The sequence below is a fragment of the Allopontixanthobacter confluentis genome, from assembly GCF_009827615.1.
Taxonomy (GTDB): Bacteria; Pseudomonadota; Alphaproteobacteria; order Sphingomonadales; family Sphingomonadaceae; genus Allopontixanthobacter; species Allopontixanthobacter confluentis.
Window position 1 is genome coordinate 277,931 of the sequence record NZ_WTYU01000002.1, and the last position, 15,220, is coordinate 293,150.

General features: G+C 59.1%; 20 protein-coding genes. 6 read left to right on the forward strand and 14 right to left on the reverse strand.

Translation table 11 applies throughout. The annotated features are described in order from the left end of the window. Nucleotides 1–83: 83 nt before the first annotated feature. On the forward strand, nucleotides 84–533 hold the full coding sequence (locus GRI44_RS09605; RefSeq protein ID WP_160601591.1) for a pyridoxamine 5'-phosphate oxidase family protein: 450 nt from the start codon (nucleotides 84–86) through the stop codon (nucleotides 531–533). A gap of 49 nt (nucleotides 534–582) precedes the next feature. Here the strand turns inward: GRI44_RS09605 and kynU are convergent, their stop codons facing one another. The 7 genes from kynU to dksA all read right to left on the reverse strand — a co-directional run bounded on the left by kynU (nucleotide 583) and on the right by dksA (nucleotide 6,416). Further along, nucleotides 583–1,848, reverse strand: coding sequence for a kynureninase (gene kynU / locus GRI44_RS09610; RefSeq protein ID WP_160601592.1), 1,266 nt, complete (start codon nucleotides 1,846–1,848; stop codon nucleotides 583–585). Continuing rightward, nucleotides 1,845–2,489, reverse strand: coding sequence for an arylformamidase (gene kynB, locus GRI44_RS09615; RefSeq protein ID WP_160601593.1), 645 nt, complete (start codon nucleotides 2,487–2,489; stop codon nucleotides 1,845–1,847). The genes kynU and kynB overlap by 4 nt, the downstream gene beginning before the upstream one ends. Further along, nucleotides 2,486–3,277, reverse strand: coding sequence for a tryptophan 2,3-dioxygenase (locus GRI44_RS09620; RefSeq protein WP_160601594.1), 792 nt, complete (start codon nucleotides 3,275–3,277; stop codon nucleotides 2,486–2,488). Before GRI44_RS09620 ends, kynB begins: the two co-directional genes overlap by 4 nt. 57 nt (nucleotides 3,278–3,334) lie before the next feature. Beyond that, nucleotides 3,335–3,724: a DUF4112 domain-containing protein gene (locus GRI44_RS09625; protein ID WP_232843163.1), complete on the reverse strand. Its 390-nt coding sequence runs from the start codon at nucleotides 3,722–3,724 to the stop codon at nucleotides 3,335–3,337. A gap of 114 nt (nucleotides 3,725–3,838) precedes the next feature. Continuing rightward, nucleotides 3,839–5,356, reverse strand: a complete 1,518-nt coding sequence (locus GRI44_RS09630; RefSeq protein ID WP_160601596.1) for an ABC transporter substrate-binding protein — start codon at nucleotides 5,354–5,356, stop codon at nucleotides 3,839–3,841. A 65-nt stretch (nucleotides 5,357–5,421) separates the two neighbouring features. After that, nucleotides 5,422–5,799 (reverse strand): PilZ domain-containing protein, encoded by a 378-nt coding sequence (locus GRI44_RS09635; protein ID WP_160601597.1) that lies wholly within the window; start codon nucleotides 5,797–5,799, stop codon nucleotides 5,422–5,424. Between the two features lie 158 nt (nucleotides 5,800–5,957). Then, nucleotides 5,958–6,416, reverse strand: coding sequence for an RNA polymerase-binding protein DksA (gene dksA / locus GRI44_RS09640; RefSeq protein ID WP_160601598.1), 459 nt, complete (start codon nucleotides 6,414–6,416; stop codon nucleotides 5,958–5,960). 290 nt (nucleotides 6,417–6,706) lie between these two features. Here dksA and GRI44_RS09645 point away from each other — a divergent pair, with 290 nt between their 5' ends. Next, nucleotides 6,707–7,051 carry an SEL1-like repeat protein gene (locus GRI44_RS09645; RefSeq protein WP_408609195.1) on the forward strand — a complete coding sequence of 115 codons (345 nt, stop codon included), beginning with the start codon at nucleotides 6,707–6,709 and terminating at the stop codon, nucleotides 7,049–7,051. Between the two features lie 44 nt (nucleotides 7,052–7,095). On the opposite strand, the gene GRI44_RS09650 is transcribed toward GRI44_RS09645, so the two are convergent. The 5 genes from GRI44_RS09650 to GRI44_RS09670 are packed head-to-tail and all read right to left on the reverse strand — an operon-like array spanning nucleotide 7,096 to nucleotide 10,354. Beyond that, nucleotides 7,096–8,232 (reverse strand): GNAT family N-acetyltransferase, encoded by a 1,137-nt coding sequence (locus GRI44_RS09650; protein ID WP_332872401.1) that lies wholly within the window; start codon nucleotides 8,230–8,232, stop codon nucleotides 7,096–7,098. Next, the gene (locus tag GRI44_RS09655; RefSeq protein WP_160601599.1) at nucleotides 8,229–9,062 is read right to left on the reverse strand and encodes a glycerophosphodiester phosphodiesterase family protein; all 834 of its coding nucleotides are present in this window, start codon (nucleotides 9,060–9,062) and stop codon (nucleotides 8,229–8,231) included. Before GRI44_RS09655 ends, GRI44_RS09650 begins: the two co-directional genes overlap by 4 nt. Beyond that, nucleotides 9,034–9,495, reverse strand: a complete 462-nt coding sequence (locus tag GRI44_RS09660; RefSeq protein ID WP_160601600.1) for a RidA family protein — start codon at nucleotides 9,493–9,495, stop codon at nucleotides 9,034–9,036. The genes GRI44_RS09655 and GRI44_RS09660 overlap by 29 nt, the downstream gene beginning before the upstream one ends. Continuing rightward, nucleotides 9,492–10,124, reverse strand: a complete 633-nt coding sequence (locus GRI44_RS09665) for an HAD family hydrolase (protein ID WP_160601601.1) — start codon at nucleotides 10,122–10,124, stop codon at nucleotides 9,492–9,494. The genes GRI44_RS09660 and GRI44_RS09665 overlap by 4 nt, the downstream gene beginning before the upstream one ends. Continuing rightward, nucleotides 10,121–10,354 carry a DUF3572 family protein gene (locus GRI44_RS09670; RefSeq protein ID WP_160602319.1) on the reverse strand — a complete coding sequence of 78 codons (234 nt, stop codon included), beginning with the start codon at nucleotides 10,352–10,354 and terminating at the stop codon, nucleotides 10,121–10,123. Before GRI44_RS09670 ends, GRI44_RS09665 begins: the two co-directional genes overlap by 4 nt. Before the next feature lie 165 nt (nucleotides 10,355–10,519). Between GRI44_RS09670 and GRI44_RS09675 the strand changes: the two genes are divergently transcribed. The 3 genes from GRI44_RS09675 (at nucleotide 10,520) to spt (ending at nucleotide 12,615) form a co-directional block, all read left to right on the forward strand. Next, entirely contained in the window at nucleotides 10,520–10,894 is a 375-nt protein-coding gene (locus GRI44_RS09675; RefSeq protein WP_160601602.1) for a response regulator, read from the forward strand. 216 nt (nucleotides 10,895–11,110) lie between these two features. Continuing rightward, entirely contained in the window at nucleotides 11,111–11,356 is a 246-nt protein-coding gene (locus GRI44_RS09680) for an acyl carrier protein (protein ID WP_160601603.1), read from the forward strand. After that, nucleotides 11,353–12,615, forward strand: coding sequence for a serine palmitoyltransferase (spt, locus tag GRI44_RS09685; protein WP_160601604.1), 1,263 nt, complete (start codon nucleotides 11,353–11,355; stop codon nucleotides 12,613–12,615). Before GRI44_RS09680 ends, spt begins: the two co-directional genes overlap by 4 nt. A 113-nt stretch (nucleotides 12,616–12,728) precedes the next feature. On the opposite strand, the gene GRI44_RS09690 is transcribed toward spt, so the two are convergent. Further along, entirely contained in the window at nucleotides 12,729–13,577 is an 849-nt protein-coding gene (locus tag GRI44_RS09690) for a sterol desaturase family protein (protein ID WP_160601605.1), read from the reverse strand. A 106-nt stretch (nucleotides 13,578–13,683) separates the two neighbouring features. On the opposite strand from GRI44_RS09690, the gene GRI44_RS09695 reads away from it, so the two are divergent. Continuing rightward, nucleotides 13,684–14,364: a Crp/Fnr family transcriptional regulator gene (locus tag GRI44_RS09695; RefSeq protein ID WP_160601606.1), complete on the forward strand. Its 681-nt coding sequence runs from the start codon at nucleotides 13,684–13,686 to the stop codon at nucleotides 14,362–14,364. Between the two features lie 14 nt (nucleotides 14,365–14,378). Here the strand turns inward: GRI44_RS09695 and GRI44_RS09700 are convergent, their stop codons facing one another. Continuing rightward, nucleotides 14,379–15,023, reverse strand: a complete 645-nt coding sequence (locus GRI44_RS09700; protein WP_160601607.1) for a YqaA family protein — start codon at nucleotides 15,021–15,023, stop codon at nucleotides 14,379–14,381. Nucleotides 15,024–15,220 lie beyond the last annotated feature (197 nt).

The window sequence follows — 15,220 nt, forward strand, 5'->3', positions numbered from 1 at the left end:
GTTTTCGACGCGAAGAAGTTTCTGCGGTGCGGGAACGGGCGCCTCGCTGGCGCGCTTCTGTCTTATACAGAAAGGCGTAACCCATGAGTGACACCGCAGCCAGCCAACACCTTGAGCATATTGCAGAAGCAATGAAGAACATCGATTTTGCGATGCTCAATACGCATACGGCCAATGGGCAGATCGGTGCACGCCCGATGAGCAACAACCGTCAGGTCGATTACGATGGCGACAGCTATTATTTCACCTGGGAAAATGGCCGCATGGTGGATGACATCAAAGCCGACCCCAAGGTCGGCCTGTCATTTCAAGGCACCCCGTCACCTGAAGGCGCGCCGGGCATTTTCATAGCAGTCGAAGGCAAGGCCGAGATCGTCCGCGACAAGGCTGCGTTCAAGGAGCATTGGGTCGACGAATTGAGCCGCTGGTTCAAGGACGGGATCGATACCGAAGGGCTGGTCATGCTGCACATTCATGCCACCCGCGCTGCTTATTGGGATGGCGACAAGGAAGGCGATTTCGACATCGCCTGAAGCGGGCTATCACGCCGACACAACGCCCCGTAGTGGGAGTGAAGCCCCCTTACGTCACTGCCGAGCGGGCTTTAAACCGGGGCGCATCCCATTCACGCGTCGCAATGATATGGGCGAGATTTTCCGCCGCCATAAACGCATCTTCAAACGAGACATAGGCAGGCGCAAAGCCGAAGCGCAAAATGTCAGGATCGCGGAAATCGCCAATGATGCCGCGTGCGATCAGCGCCTGGCAGATGGCATAAGCTTCGTCGTGACGGAAAGAGAGCTGGCTGCCGCGTGCCAGCGGATCACGCGGGCTGACCAGTTCCAGATCGGGAGCACGATCTGTCACGCAAGCGCGGAAAAATTCGCTCAACTGGCGGGATTTCTGCGCCAAGCGATCGATTCCGATTTCCGCAATCAGATCGACACCGACTTCCAGCGCGGCGAGGCCGAGGATACCCGGCGTTCCCGCCAGCAAACGGTCCACGCCCGGTGCGGGGCGATAATCATCGGAAAAAGCAAAGGGCTGTGCATGGCCCATCCATCCGGTGAGGGGCTGGGACAAAGCCGCATGATGCCGCGCGGCCACAAAGGCATAGGCAGGCGCGCCCGGCCCGCCATTCAGATATTTATAGCCGCAGCCGACGGCAAAATCGGCATTGCAGCCATCAAGATCGACCGGCAACGCGCCGCCGCTATGCGACAGGTCCCACAGCACCAGCGCGCCTGCGTCCTGCGCCGCTTGTGTCAGGCGCACCATGTCATGCATGCGGCCTGATTTATAATGCACATGGGTCAGCATCAACAGCGCCACTTCGCCATCGAGCGCGGCTTCGATAGCGTCAGGCGCGGCCAGACGTCGCTGCGCCAGGCCCTGTTTCTCCAGTCCGGCGATCATATAGAGATCGGTCGGGAAATTGCCCGGTTCGGACAGGATGACTTTTCTGCCGGGCTGCATAGCCAGCGCCGCACCGATCAGTTTGAACAGGTTTACCGAAACCGTATCGCAGGCGATGACTTCATCCGGGGCCGCGCCAACAAGGGCTGCGATTTTGGCGCCAACGCGCTGCGGATACCGGATCCAGCCAGTATCGTTTGCGCCATCATCTTTAGCGCCATCATCATTTGGGCCAGTATCGTTCCAGCTGCGGATCAGCCGTTCACCCCATTCCGCGCGCATCACCTGTTCCAGTCGCGCCAGTGTCGCCCTGGGCAAAGCGCCCAGCGAATTGCCATCAAGATAGATCACCCCGTCGGGCAAATGGAACCGCTGGCGATAGGCGCGCAAAGGGTCTGCTGCGTCACGCAGCCTTGCATCTTCCAGGCTCATTCGCCAAGTTCCCGCAATATCGCACGGCACAGGCCGGCATCGCCGCCAGCGATTTTCAGCGGCAGGGCAATCAGTTCATACTCGCCAGCCTCCACCCCATCCAGCACCAACCCTTCCAAAATCCGCATGTCATGTTCCAGCACAGCCTTATGCGCGTCGATCGATTTGGAATTTTGCGGGTCCACAGATGGTGCGTCCGTGCCGATCAGCTTCACTCCCTGCGCTGCCAGCCAGCGGATTGCGGCGGCAGAAATGGCTGTAAAATCTTCGCGCCACGCATCGTGCGGGAATGCCTCATACGTGCGGAACAGCACCCGGTCCGCGCTTGCCATCGCGGGCAGGTCCCCCACCCCGATTGCGCCCATTATGCCGCGCGCATCGACCACCAGACATTTTCCGATATAGGGGTCGAGCGCAACCGAGGCGATGTCAGCTGCGTCATTGCCATAATGCAGCGGCGCATCGCCATGCGTGCCGGAATGTGTGCTCATGGTCATTCTGGCAACATTAACGGGCGAACCTGCGCCCATGTCCCAGCTGCGCTCAAAGGCAAATTCAGTATCGCCCGGCCACACCGGCAGGCCGGGCCGCAGGGTCTGGGAAATATCCCAGATTTTACGGGCAGATTTCCATTCGCTCATATCGCAGTCCTGACCGACAGAAGTTCCGGGAAAAATACCTGGCTCAGCACGCCTTCCAGATAGGCCACGCCTGCCGTCCCGCCAGTGCCGCGTTTGAAACCGATGATCCGTTCCACCGTCTTTAAATGGCCGAAGCGCCAGCGCTGGAAATGATATTCCAGATCAACCAGTTTTTCTGCCAGCTCGTACAAATCCCAATATTGACCGGGCGCCCGGTAAATCTGCGCCCATGCCGCTTCTACTTCGGCACTGGCCTGCCATGGCGCATCGGTTTCGCGCGCCAAAACAGATGCAGGAATGTCAAAACCGCGCCGCGCCAGCAGGCGGATTGCCTCGTCATACAGGCTGGCGCGGTTCATTTCGGCGCGCAGCATGGCGGCAACATCGGGCGTGGCTTCGTGGATGGTCACCATGTCGGGGTTGCGGCCACCCAGCAGGAATTCCATCAGCCGGTATTGCGCCGACTGGAAGCCTGACGATGTGCCCAGATGCGGACGAAGCTGCGAATAATCATGCGGCGTCATGGTCGATAGCACTTCCCAGCTGTGGATCAGCTGGTTCTGCGCCCGCGCCACGCGGGACAGCATCTTGAATGCCGGGCGAAGATCATCACCGATGATGTGGGCGCGCGCGGCCTCAAGTTCATGCAGGCACAGCTTCAGCCATAATTCGCTTGCCTGATGGACAATGATGAACAGCATTTCATCATGCGCGGGCGATGACGGATGCTGTGCTGACAGGATCCGTTCGAGATCGAGATATCCGGAATAGGTTACGTCACGTGCCATGGCGCAGGCCTATAGCCGCAAAAGCAGCCGCGATGGAATGCCCACGCAGCAGTTACCCTAACTCTCGATAATGCGGGATGCAGGGTGATGTTTGTCGAGGTGTTTCTTGACGATTTTGAGATTTCGCGTGTTGGACCGGAAAACAAGGTCGAAGGCATCGCCCACCACCGGGATGGCGCCCAGCGCCGTATCGACGGCCACATTGCCGGCCATGCGCCACAATTTCCACTTGGGCATGCCCAGGTTTCTGGCTTCCCACACCATATATCCGCCCATGGCCGCAGTCACCAGATCGCCCAGCACCGGCACCAGACCGACGATGGAATCAAGGCCCAACGGATAATTCACTCCGGGAATGGTGAAGCTGCGCTCCAGCAGTTTTTCCATCGCTTCCAGGCGTTTGCGCACTGAAACAGGGTCATTGCCCATCGGCAGTTCAAAACCCATCCTTTCGGCAGAGCCGGAATTGAGGCGTTCAGCCTTCGCAATGGGTTGGAGGCGATCTTCCATGGTGTAATCCTTGCGACATGAGCAGGCCCTACCAGATGGCCGGCATAGGGGTCACATGGGGCGTAAAGCCATCGGGAACAAGGGATGCAGGCCCCAGCGATTTTCCGAAAAACCGTCAACATTGCCGCGCACCAGCGACCAGCGGATGGGCGCGCCCAGCGGGATGAAGGCATTGATCGACGTCAGCTGCGCTTCTGCCTGGGCCAGCAGCGCGGCTGTTTGCAATGCGTCAGATGTGCGGCCAGCCTCGGCAATAAGCGCATCGGCTTCGGCGGAACACAGGCCGCGTTTCAGCGAACAGTTGAACTGGTTCAGAAACCAGCGCGCATCAGCATAGCGCGCCAGACGGTCCACCAGCACAAGATCGGCCTTTTCGCCAGCCTTAGCCCTCACCAGCCGCACACCAATGGCAGCAAGGTCACCTGCCAGCTCGCGAAACAGCAGATCAGACCCCGGCCCTACAGGCAGTGCGATGGACAGTGACGCGCCGCCCGTTGTACGCGCTGCAGCGCCAATGCGGCGCAGCGCCTGTGCCTGCCGCTGTTCGAGCGACAGACCGGTCCAGCGTTCGCCAACCCCGCCCGCATTGGCCCCCGAGTTGGCGCCAGAGTTTTCCCCCGATCCCCCCCCAAATTCACTGGGCAGGTCGGGCGCAACAATCCGCGTGGTCGGAACCCAGCCGCCAATGTTGAACGGTGCCAGCAGGTTTTCCCGGTCGATAGCCATGGCAATTGCTTCACGCGTGGTGGCTTCACTCAGCAGCCCTGTATCATGCATGATCTGGATGCCGAACAGGCCCAGAGTACCGTCCAGCCGGACCGTGCCGCGCGACAGTGGGCCAGTATCAGCCAGGGGCAGGCTGGCCAGCGTCCCGTTCATGACGATATCCGCAATGCCCTTGTTGAATGCATCAACCGCCTCCGGCGCGGCAAAGGCATGGACCCGCACCTGCCGCACGCGCGATTCCCAATTTTCATCGAACGGCAGGCCGCGCGCCTGCGGCGGCAGCGGATCGAGCACTGCAATATCATCCGTACGCTGCAAACGCATGGGGCCAGTGCCTTGCCCGCTGCGGCGCAGGCCCAGTTCTGGCTGCGCCAGCAATTGCAGGAATTGCGGCATCGGGCTGTCGAGCCGGATTTCGATCACGCGGCCCGTCATCGGAATGATTTCGGATATTTTGGCCAGATCCAGTCCCAGCGACGTGCCGCGCAGCGCCCGCAGATTGCGCTGCATTTCGTTGCGGACATTTTGCCCTGTTATGGGCGTGCCATCGGGCCATTGCGAATCGCGCAGGCGGAAAATGTAACTCAGCCCGTCTTCCGTCACGATCCAGCGTTCCGCCAGCGCCGGAACGACTTCGCCAAATTCGTCCATCGCCACCAGCCCTTCGGACGTGGCGGCGCGTATTTCCTGCCCCACGGGCGCAAGCCGCTGCGAATTGTCGAACATGGCGTCGGTGCTGCCAATGAAGGCAACATCGACCACCGTGTCATCCCCGCTTTTGCCGCAACCTGCCAGCACCAGAAATGCGCAGCACAGGACAATAAGGCGATGGGTGGATTTCATTGAATGTGCCTAGCAGCTTGTCACTGCCGGGTCAGGACCGATTTTGCCGTTTGAGGCAGCCAGGTTCAGATTTTTCTCAACGCAGCAGGATCGGGCTGCGCGGGGGACTTCAAATGCTTTGCCGGATTGATGAACATCTGGCGCCCCTGCGGCACACCAGCGCCGGTGGCGCGCACTTGTTTCGGGTCAATCTGATGGGTGAAGGCAACGCCGCACCGATCGCCCTGCACCCATGCAACAGCGCCGGGAACCCAGCCGATATGGCGCAGGTTGATCTGCACATGCTGGCCTGGGACAACCGGTATGGAACCTTCCGCCATCATCCCGCCTGCCGAAAGGTTACGGACCTTGATCCTGAAATCTTCCGGCGCGCCATCCACGCGCACATCAGCCAGCAGCAAAAGCGAATCGCGTGCAATGTTTCGGGTTTCAACACCGGACATTATGCGCACCCATCCTTTTTGCCATTGTTGCCGACATGCTTTGCGATCCCACATATTTCAGCCTGCCGGGGCAGATCGAATTGCGAATTGACCGCTTTGCTAGCACACAATTGGCTAACGAAGGTTTAAGCGTGTTCCAGGGGTAAAGACCGGCCGGATCAATCGTCCCGCGAGATTTTCTCGCGCCGTTCGTGCGCTTCCTGCGCTTCCACGGTCATGGTCGCCACGGGTCGGGCAATCAACCGCTTGAGGCCAATGGGATCGCCGGTGACTTCGCAATAGCCATATTCGCCCTCGTCAATCCGGCGCAGGGCGGAATCGATTTTGGAAATCAGCTTGCGCTGCCGGTCCCGCGTTCTGAGTTCGATACTCCAGTCTGTTTCACTGGACGCGCGATCATTCAGATCTGCCTCGCGGATCGGCCCGTCCTGCAACGACTGAAGAGTGGCGCTGGACGCATTATGGATCGAACGTTTCCATTCGAGCAGCAACATGCGGAAATAATTCTGCTGTGCATCGCCCATATACGGCTCGTCATCGCTCGGCACATATTCCGGCGCGAGAGATTTCCGTGCTTTTTCGAGCTTTTCTAGATCGTCGGCTGCCACAGTGGCCATATGGTCCTCTCAAATCGGAACAATGCAACAAGATACACCTGCGAAGGCTGCCCCGAATTTTTCCGGTGGCTTTGTTTCGACCGTTTCGCGGGCCTATAGTCGGGCGACATGAGGCGCACAAGCGCCAAAGCCGCCTCGGCCTATAGAGTGCACAGAATTAAGCACAGCCGAACGTAAACCCCTTTGTATGGTTAAAGAAATCGGGGCCTGTGTTAACCATTTGTTGACCAGCGGCAGGTGAAACCTTGTCAGGCGGCGACATGGGGGTCGTCCTTGAGGGGGGAATACACATGAAACTGACAATTATCGAAGAAAGAGCCGGCATAGTTCAGGCTGTCAATACTGCAGATATTCTGGGCGCCGACATGATGGTGGCCAATTGTCTGGCTGCCGCAGCCACAGGCGATGTGACGGCCTGCTATGATCTGGGCGTTGCCTTTTCCACCGGCAGTCACGGCGTGAATTGCGATCTGATCGAAGCGCATAAATGGTTCAATCTTGCTGCGGTTAACGGCCATGAAGAAGCCGCCTGGTGCCGCGCTGATGTGTCGGATGAAATGACCGCCCGCGAAATTGCCGAAGCACAGCGCCGGGCGCGTGAATGGCTCAAATCAGGCATTCGCAAGGCAGCCTGATCAACAAGGGCTCCTTATCTATCAGTTCTGGTGCCTGTTGCTGCCTAGGTTTTTCTGAACGGCGTGCGTTCCCCGAGGAACAGCTGGTCGGCATCTGTACCCTGCCGTTCACGCTCCAGAAAATCCGCCACTGCCGCGCGGAAACCGGGGTCTGCAATCCAGTGCGCAGACCAGGTCTGCACCGGCTCATAGCCGCGGGCCAGCTTGTGGGTTCCTTGCGCGCCTGCTTCCACGCGAGACAAGCCGCGCGCGATGGCAGCATCAATCGCCTGATAGTAACATAATTCGAAATGCAGGAAGGGCCGATCCTGCGTGCAGCCCCAATACCGGCCATAGAGCGCCGAACCGCCGATGAAATTCAGCGCACCGGCCACAGGTTGATCGCCGTCATAGGCCAGCATCAGGATCATCTGGTCACCCATACGCTCGCCCAGCAGCGAAAAGGCTGCACGCGTGAGATAGGGCGTTCCCCATTTGCGTGCCCCTGTATCCTGATAAAACACCCAGAACGCATCCCAATGGGCTTCGGTGATCTCGCTACCGGACAGATGGCGGAAGGTTAGGCCCTGGGCAGCGGCGGCGCGTTCCTTGCGGATGGCCTTGCGCTTGCGCGAAGACAGGGCCGCCAGGAAATCATCAAAACCCGCATAGCCGCGGTTGGCCCAGTGGAACTGGATATCGCTGCGCGCCAGCCAGCCGGCATTTTCGAACAGGGCCATCTGCGCAGGCTCGACAAAGGTGGCATGGGCGGATGCAAGACCATTGCTAACGCATAATTGTTCAGCAGCGCGCAGCAGCGGCACGCCATAGGCTGCATGGCGCGTCAAAATACGCGGCCCGGTTGCCGGGGTGAACGGCGCGGCAATCTGCAATTTGGGGTAATAATTTCCGCCCGCCCGCTGCCAGGCATCGGCCCAGGCATGGTCAAACACATACTCCCCCTGGCTATGTCCCTTGGCATAGGAAGGCAGCGCGCCCACCACCAGGCCGGACCGATCCTCCATCACGATCGGCGCAGGATCCCAGCCCGTGCCGGGGCCAACGCTGCCTGATTGTTCCAGTGCGGTCAGAAAATCATGAGACACAAACGGATTATCGCCATCTGTCAGATTGTCCCACACATCGCGTGGGACATGGCTGACAGAAGGCATGACGCGCGCCGTAAGGGATGCTTCGCTCACGCCTGGGGCGATCCTGCAAGGGCAGATTTACGGGCTTGGGCGGCCTCCCCTTCGGCAATGGCGGCATCAGCATACCGCGAGACAGTCTGCAGATGTTCAGCGGTGCGCACAGTCCAGCTCAGCACCGGCAGGCCGCGCCTGCGCTGCGCGGCGGCGAAACGGCTGGGCAAATCGCGGATATCATAGGCCAGAAATTCAGGCCGGGCGATCCACAAGGCAAAATGCCGCCGTAACCGGCCAGCCAGGTTTTTGGTGCCTTCCTCTGTGACCACAAGGCCGCGCACGACATGGCCTGAATGACGCGCAAACCACTGCGACACCCGCGGGTCAAAGCTCATCACTGCGCATTGCCCGCGATAGCCGTCCAATGCCCGGTGGACTGCGAGACAGATGGGCAAAATGCGCCGGTCCTTGCGGCTTTTTATTTCGATCAGCACCGGCACCCGCCCGCCGACCTGTTCCAGAAACCGTTCCAGCGTGGGGATAGTGCCCCCGTCACCCGGCAGGGAAATGCGCTCGATCTCCTCTGCCTTCAGCGCAGCAACTGGCCCGGTGTGCGGCGTCAGCCGGTCAAGATCCCAATCGTGAAAGACCATGGCGCGGCTGTCTGCGCTGCGCTGGACATCACATTCAATCCCCAGCCCTGCATCAATTGCCCGGGCAAACGCCGCAGGGCTGTTTTCGGGCACATCCGCGCTATGCAGGCCGCGGTGCGCATATGTCCATTGCCCCAGCCACCCTGTTCGCCTGTTCGGCTGACTGCCAGCCTGACTGCCGGCAGGCGGCGGGGCGCGCCATTGATCAATCAGCGCTAAGAGCAATGATCGCATCCACCTCAACTGCGGCATTAATCGGCAATACCGGGACGCCGACCGCACTGCGGGCGTGGCGGCCGATATCGCCAAACACTTCGACCATCAGTTCAGACGCACCATTGGCAATTTTGGGCTGGTCCGAAAAATCGGCGGTCGAACTGACAAATGCACCGAGCTTCACAATCCGCACCACCCGGTCGAGCGGGATCAGTGCAGCTTTCAACTGCGCCAAAATCATCAACCCGCATGCCCGTGCGGCTGCGGTGCCCTGTTCCAGCGATACGTCTTCGCCCAGCCGTCCTGTTACCAGCTTGCCATCGACAAAGGGCAACTGGCCCGAAACATAGGCCATGTTACCCTGCACCACGACTGGCACATAGCTGGCCACTGGCGCTGCGGCTTCGGGCAGAACGATGCCCAGTTCCGCCAATTTCGCATCAACGCTCATTCTGCATTCTCCCGCAGCAATCTGTCCAGCAGCCATGGCGTTGCCTCGGCCCAGCGGTCAATACGGGCATGGGCATCGCCTGCTTCATGCGCGCAATCGATATGGGGCGACAGCATGGGTTCGCCGCACAAATGCAAACGCTGCACATGGGGTGTCATTTCTGCGACGGATTTGTGGTGCTGGGGCAAATCATCAATAAAGATGGCACGGCTGGGCTGATATTCGTCCATAATGGCCGCCAGCGCCGGGCCTTTTGGCCCCTGATTGGTAAATACCCGCACATCGAGGCCGTGGTCCGCCAATTGTTCGCGGCGGCGTTCCTGGCGTTCGTCCGTCAGATTGGTCAGGATGACGACATCGGCGTGCTCCGACAGGCTCTGAATGCCCGAAATCGCCCCTTCGATGGGGTTCTGGCGGCTCATTTCAGTGTCAAAAAACCCGCCGAGCAATCGCCAGATGTCACGTTCCGCAACAAGCTCGCCGCTTTCCTGCCAGCGCATGGCCGTGGCAAAATTATTGCCTTCCATCTGGAACGTCACGCCGTGGCTTTCATCCAGCCAGTCACGAAATGGGGCGACCATGTGCAGCAACACTTCGTCGCAATCGGAAATAATCAGCGGTTTGTTCATCGGGACAGGCTTTCATGTGCGGCAATCAATGTAGCAGGTTCGACGTTCAGCGCATCTGCCGCCAGCACAAGATCGGGTTCGTGATTGGCAAGAAATTCCAGCACCGCGGCCAGCACGGGCCGGTCTGTCAGATTATCCCGCAGCACTTCCGGCGTCAGGCCGGTCAATGTCAGCAGGCGTTCCGCCCGGAGCGGGTCTGCCAGCACCCATGCCAGCGCGGTCAGCGCCAGCGCTTCGGGATCGCCGGAATGATGTGAGCCATGGTGGCCTTCGGGGGATTGGCAGTCTTGTGTAATTGTCAGTATCCTGCTGGGCGCCTAGAGCGCGTGGATGAAACCAAAGGAGCAGCCCCTGTGACAGAGCATACCGCTACCGGGCCTATCTCTTCAGGTGCAGTGGCAAAGAGAATCCTGGTTGTCGAGGATAACGACCTAAACCGGAAATTGTTCTGCGATGTTTTGAAAGCCAGCGGTTTTGTGGTGGAACCCTGCGCTGACGGGGAACTGGCGCTGAACGGTGCGCGCGCTTTTGATCCTGACCTTGTCATCATGGACATTCAGCTGCCCAACATTTCCGGGATGGATCTGATCGGGCAAATGAAGCGCGATGGCACGCTGTCACGCGTGCCGGTGCTGGCGGTGACTGCCTATGCCGGCAAGGGTGACGAGGAAAAAATCCGCAGTGCTGGCGCCGCCGGCTATCTGTCGAAACCTGTTTCCATCGGCCCGTTCATGCGCGCGGTGAGGGAATTGCTCGATATTCGTGGCTGACGGCACGCTGGCTGAGGAAGGGGCTGGCTGAGGAAGGGGCTGGCTGACAGATCGGGTAAATAGCAGCGAAGCATCGCTGGTCAGGCCGCGCCAGCCGAACATGCCCTTGACAAGCAGTGTCGCAAACCGCTTTTCCCCGCCCTTTGCATCGCCTATTGGATAGGGCATCAGATGGCGGGCACGTGTTCGCCGTAACTTATGATTGGAAATTCCCGCATGGATCGCGCCGCAGTCGACACCAAGATCCGATCGCTGATCGAACCGTTCAACACCAAGGGCGTGGCTATCGAAGATAGCACAACTTTTGCCAATGATCTGGAATTCGACAGCCTTACCGTGATGGATTTCGTCGCCGCAATCGAAGACGAATTCGACATTATCATCAGCATGAACCAGCAGGCTGAAATCGAGAATTACGGCTTGCTCGTCGATGCAGTGACCAAAATGCAGGATGACGCATGAGCGAAGGTATCAGCCAGCCTGACCGGCCCCAGGAAATGCAAGGCGCTGACCATGGCGCCCATGCAGACCTGTTCAGCAAATTCGATCCGCTGATCCAGCAGCGCGAACAATTGCTGGCGGCAGGCATCGAAGACCCGTTCAGCCTGGTGATGGAAAAGGTGATTTCACCCACCCGCGCCATTTGCAACGGGCGCGACACCATCCTGCTCGGCACCTATAATTATATGGGCATGACGTTTGATCCCGACGTGATTGATGCCGGGGTCAATGCCTTGCGCGATTTCGGCACGGGAACCACCGGCAGCCGCGTGCTGAACGGCACCTATCAAGGCCATCGCGACTGCGAGGATGCGCTGAAGGAATTTTACGGGATGGACCATGCGATGGTCTTTTCCACCGGCTATCAGGCCAATCTGGGCATCATCAGCACCATTGCCGGCAAGGGTGATTATGTGGTGCTGGATATAGATAGCCACGCCAGCATCTGGGATGGCTGCGCGATGGGCAAGGCGGAAATTGTGCCGTTCAAGCATAATGACATCGAAGCGATGGAAAAACGCCTGAAACGCATTCCTGAAGGCGCTGGCAAGCTGGTGGTGCTGGAAGGCGTCTATTCCATGCTGGGCGATGTCGCTCCGCTGAAGGAAATGGTCCGCGTGGCCAAGGAAAACGGCGCCATGGTGCTGGTGGATGAAGCCCATTCGATGGGGTTCATCGGCGAAAACGGCCGCGGCGTGGCGGAAGAACAAGGCGTGATGGACGATGTCGATTTTGTCATCGGCACATTTTCCAAAAGCGTGGGCACGGTCGGCGGTTTCTGCGTTTCCAACCATCCCAAGTTTGAAATCATGCGGCTGGTCTGCCGCCCCTATGTCTTCACTGCCAGCCTGCCGCCATCTGTCATGGCCACGGCAGCCACCAGCATCCGCAAGCTGATGCACGGTTCCAACAAGCGGGCGCATCTGTGGGAAAATTCGCGCACGCTGCATGGCGGATTGAAAGCGCTGGGCTTTGCGCTGGGCACAGATACCCCGCAAAGCGCGATTATCGCGGTGATCATGCCCGATCTCGAACGCGGCGCAATGATGTGGGAAGCGCTGCTGACAGAAGGGCTTTACGTCAATCTGGCACGCCCACCGGCCACGCCTGCCAATATGACCCTGCTGCGCTGTTCGCTGTGTGCCGAACATAGCGAAGAAGAAGTGCAGACGATCCTGGGCATGTTCGAGCGCGCCGGTAAGGCTGTGGGCATTATCTGATATTTATGTGCGGGCGCATTTTCATGCGCCCGCACCACCGGGCAGTCTGAATTCCGGCATCCTCAACCCCGGCAAATTTACCTGGGGACCACGTTTCGCACGCAGGAGCCTGTTCAGGCCGGTTTTGCAGGCAAGTCCCCATCCGGTTTTACGCTGACGGTTTCCTTGCTGCTTGTAAAAAGGGGCCAGGCCAGTTGCTGGCCCAGCGTGGCATCGGGCAGATTTTCGACACCGTAACTGACAGGATAGCTGCGGGTTATTTTCGCAGTGCCAAAAATCACGTCCCACAGGAACATCAGATTCCCGAAATTGCCTTTATATTGCACAGCCGGATCGCTGGCGTGACGGCCATGATGGGCATGGTGCGTGGCAGGGGTGGAGATGGTGCGTTCCACCACCCACATGACGGGCGATAACCACTTCATGGCATAAAGCGGCCGGTCCCATGCCACATCACTGTGGGCGCCGATGATAACCAGCAGTTTGACCACGATGTATCCGGCATAGACCCAGCCAAGGCCCATGTAGATAAGCACGCCCGACAGCCAGATGCCCGGCATCATCATGTAATAGAACAGATTGTTCCGGTAAACGAGACGGATGCTCATATAGCGGGCGTTATGGTGCGCGCGGTGGAGATTGTAGAGCCAGGAGAAGCTGTGCGAAGCACGGTGCCACCAATATTGGGTCATATCATCCAGCACGAGGAACAGGCCAATCGCGAGGAATACGTTGATCCCCGTCAGAGCATTTTTCCAGTCCGGTGCGACAAAACTCATCAGCGCCGCCGATGCGAACAGCACGGCAGGCTGTGTGAGACCCAGCAGCACGAAAGTGCTGACAATTTCGACAATCCCATCATCGCGCGTCTGCTCCGACTTGCGGAGCAGGTTTGACCGCCACAGTTCCAGCGCGGCAAAGCCAAGATAAATGGCCAGAATGGCAATGGTCGATGATGGCATTGCAGGTCCCCTCCCCTTGGCGTGCCGGAAAATGTCCGGCGGCTTGTGGCCCAACATCTCGGCCTTACTTGTCAGAGCATCACCTACCCTATAATCCGGCGGGGAAATGTCAGATAGTTTACATTCTTCACCGTCCGGGCGTTCCATGCTGGCGCCAACGCTGTTTGGCGAACTGGGCGCAGCAGCGCAGCACAGCCTGCGCGAGGCCGCGCCAAGGCGGCAATTTGACGGCGGGGCCATCATCAGCCAGCGGGGCGGGACTTCCAACGGTTTCTGGCTGATTGAAAGCGGGCGCGTGACTGTGGGCCAGTTTCAGGCGGACGGCAGTTTTAGGGCGCTGGCGGTCCTGGGCGCGGGCGATAGCTATGGCGAACTGGCACTGTTTTCCGGCCGGCGGCGCGTGGTGGATGCCGTGGCGCGCGGCCCGGCCCAATTGCGCTGGATCGACGGAGCCCAATTCGAAGCGGCGCTGGCGGCGGACCCGCCGGCCATGCGGCGAATGCTGGGCGCCCTGTCAGAAGAATTGCAGGAAATGCTCGATATGCTGTCCGGCATCAGGCGCGGAACCGCAAGTGCGCGGATCGCGGCGGTGCTGGTCAACCTGGCTGGCAGGAGTGATGCCGCAATCGAGATCGGGCAGGCTGAACTGGCCGAACTGACAGGTGTAAGCCGGGTAACGGCAAACAAGGTTCTAGCATCACTGGAGAATTCCGGGCTCATCCAGCGCGGCTATGGCACCATTTTGGTGTCCGACCATGAAGGCCTGGCCCGCTTTTCCAGAACCTAGGAAAGGTTCAGGCTTCAGGCCTCAGGTGCCGCCGCTACAGCGGCAGCCGCACATTTTTCCTGCGTGGCAGCATCGCCGCCTTCCAGCAGCGTAATGGCCAGAAATCCGGCGATCACCAGAACGATGAAACCGGCAGTGACGAGGCCGAGATATTTGTCCACGAAACGCTTGATTGGCGCGCCGAACATCCGGAACAGCACGCCCACAATCATGAAACTGATCGACCGGCTCACGATGCTGGCGAGGATGAAGGTCAGGAAATTCATCCCGATAAAGCCAGCCGTAATGGTCAGCAGCTTGAACGGAATGGGCGTCGCGCCCTTGATCATGATGATTTCGGCGCCGTATTCGCGCAGATAGCAGGCTGCCACGGGGAAGCTCTCGCTCATCCCCAGCCAGCCGAGCAATTGCGCGCCGACGGTATCATACAGCCCCCAGCCAATGGCATAGCCAAGCATCCCGCCGGCGACCGACGCGAATGTCGCCACTGCGGCGAAGCGGATCGCCTTTTTCGGTTCCGCCAGGCACATCAGACCCAAAAGCGGATGCGGGGGAATGGGAAAAAAGCTGGCTTCCATGAAACTGAACAGCGCCAGCCACCACACCGCATTAGGGTGAGCCGCCTTGTCCATCGTCCAGTCGTAAAGTCTGCGCAGCAAAGCCTTGGCTCCTGAAAATTATGCGCCGCGATTAGGGCAGGGCCATGCGGGCCGCAAGCATCCTTAACCGGAAAACCTTCTCAAGCACGTATTTTAATAACCTATCTGGTTATTTTCTATTGACATCGTCACGCTCTTTGGTTAGAGAAAGGCGATTATGTACTTTACAAACCCAGCCCCTTGACCTATACAGAATA